Origin of the sequence: Paenibacillus ihuae, from assembly GCF_001368795.1 — a bacterium.
GTDB classification, from domain to species: Bacteria; Bacillota; Bacilli; order Paenibacillales; family Paenibacillaceae; genus Paenibacillus_AQ; species Paenibacillus_AQ ihuae.
Genome location: NZ_LN831198.1, coordinates 1,857,111 through 1,859,292 on the forward strand (window position 1 = coordinate 1,857,111; position 2,182 = coordinate 1,859,292).

The 2,182-nt window shown below is 52.5% G+C and carries 1 protein-coding gene and 1 pseudogene; one reads left to right on the forward strand and one right to left on the reverse strand.

What is annotated here, in order from left to right; all coding sequences use genetic code 11:
* Nucleotides 1-274 (reverse strand): annotated as a pseudogene (locus AQR02_RS08300) (AraC family transcriptional regulator); the annotation flags it as partial.
* 140 nt (nucleotides 275-414) lie between these two features.
* Between AQR02_RS08300 and AQR02_RS08305 the strand changes: the two are divergent.
* Nucleotides 415-2,182, forward strand: a 1,768-nt coding sequence (locus AQR02_RS08305; RefSeq protein ID WP_245237226.1) for a glycoside hydrolase family 127 protein, incomplete at its 3' end; no start/stop codon positions are given.

Genomic DNA, 2,182 nt, shown 5'->3' on the forward strand with positions numbered 1-2,182 from the left:
GAATCCATGTGAAGCTGGTTATTTCCTCACATGGCTTGGCTGAGTAATGATAACGGTCCGGCAGCAGCAGTAGGCTGTGGCCGCCGGGCACAGCCCATTCCTTCTCTTCTTCACCGATATAAAGACAGCCCTGTTCGACTATGAGCAGGTCGAATTTACCCATAGCATTGCGGTTAGGATGCTGGTCCCCCGGTTGATAGACGGTACGGTTGCACTCCAGAAAAAAAGGAAATGGCGGTGCAGCCAGGTGAATGTATGAAGGGGCGAATGGCATGGGATTCTCCTTTCAGTATCGCATGTTCCTTAGTGTGAAATAGTACAAAAACAGGGTTGCTTCTGATCCTGTTTTTTATTCATTTTACCCTCTATAATGGCAATTAGCGAGGGGAAATAATATACGAAGGGAAGAGGAAAATGAACAAAATTACGGAGAAGAAGCTGACGCAGCCGGAGAATACAACAATCAAAGACGAGTTCTGGGGACGCTACATCCGGCTGGTGCAGGATGTCGTTATCCCGTATCAATATGAGGCACTGCATGACCGCGTGCCGGAAGCTGAACCAAGCCATGCGATCGCCAATTTTGAAATTGCTGCCGGGAGAAGGGCCGGAGAATTTAAAGGCTGGGTGTTCCAGGACAGTGACGTCGCCAAATGGCTGGAGGCAGTCGGATACTCCCTTAAGCTGAAGCCGGATCCTGAGCTGGAGCGCCAGGCGGATGAGGTTATCGATCTGATCGGCGAGGCGCAGCAGGAGGACGGTTATCTGAACACTTATTTTACGGTTAAAGAACCGGGGAAACGCTGGACCAATCTTCAGGACTGCCATGAGCTGTATTGTGCGGGTCATTTCATCGAGGCTGCAGTGGCGTATTATGAAGCTACCGGCAAAGATAAGCTGCTGAACATCATGCGCAGGGTAGTTGATCACATTGATTCGGTCTTTGGCCCGGAAGAGGGGAAGCTCAATGGCTATGACGGGCACCAGGAAATTGAACTAGCACTCGTGAAGCTGCACCTGCTTACCGGGGATGAGAAGTACCTGAAGCTTAGCAGCTTCTTCATCGACCAGCGGGGGCAAGAGCCGAACTTTCTTCGCCAGGAATGGGAGAGCCGGGGGCAAATTACCCACTGGAGCGGTAAAACAGACCATATCGACCTTGCTTATCTTCAGGCGCATCTTCCAGTCCGTGAGCAGAGTGTGGCCGTAGGACATTCCGTCCGTGCCGTCTATATGTATACAGCTATGGCGGATCTGGCGCTGCTTAACGGAGACGGGGCGCTGCGCGATGCTTGCGTACGGCTGTGGAATAATATGACGGAGAAGCAAATGTATATCTCAGGAGGCATCGGCTCTACGCATCATGGTGAGGCATTCACCTTTGATTACGATTTGCCTAACGATACGATCTATGCAGAGACCTGTGCTTCTATCGGATTGATCTTTTTTGCCCAGCGGATGCTGAGACTTGCTCCCGAGGCCCGGTATGCGGATGTGATGGAGCGGGCCCTCTACAACAATGTGCTCGGCTCCATGGCCCAGGACGGCAAACATTATTTCTACGTAAACCCGCTGGAGGTATGGCCGCAGGCCTGCAGCTGCAATCCCGGCAAACATCATGTGAAACCGGAGCGCCAGGGCTGGTTCGGCTGTGCCTGCTGTCCGCCTAATGTAGCGCGACTCCTGTCTTCGCTGAATCAGTATATTTACACAGTACATGGTGACACACTCTATACCAACCTGTATATCGGCAACGAATCGAACATCACGCTTGGCGGGACCGAAGTGGCTATCACCCTGGAGAGCCGTTTTCCGTGGGAAGGCAAGGTTTCGATGAAGGTGAATCCGGAACAATCCGGGGATTTCGGCATCGCGCTGCGTATCCCATCCTGGAGTAATGAGGCAGAGATCAAGGTGAATGGAGAAGTAGTGAGTTTCTCAGAGAGCCTGGAACAGGGCTATGCGGTTATCCGCCGAGAATGGAAGGCGGATGATGTGATTGAATTGATCCTTCCGATGGAAGCGCACCGTGTCTATGCCCATCCGAACCTGCGGGCTGATGCCGGGAAGACAGCCATTCAGCGCGGCCCGCTGATATATTGCCTTGAAGGCGCTGACAACGGCGAGCCGCTGAGCTCTATTTCTATAAGTAAGACCGGAGGCTTCACGGAAACCTTTGATG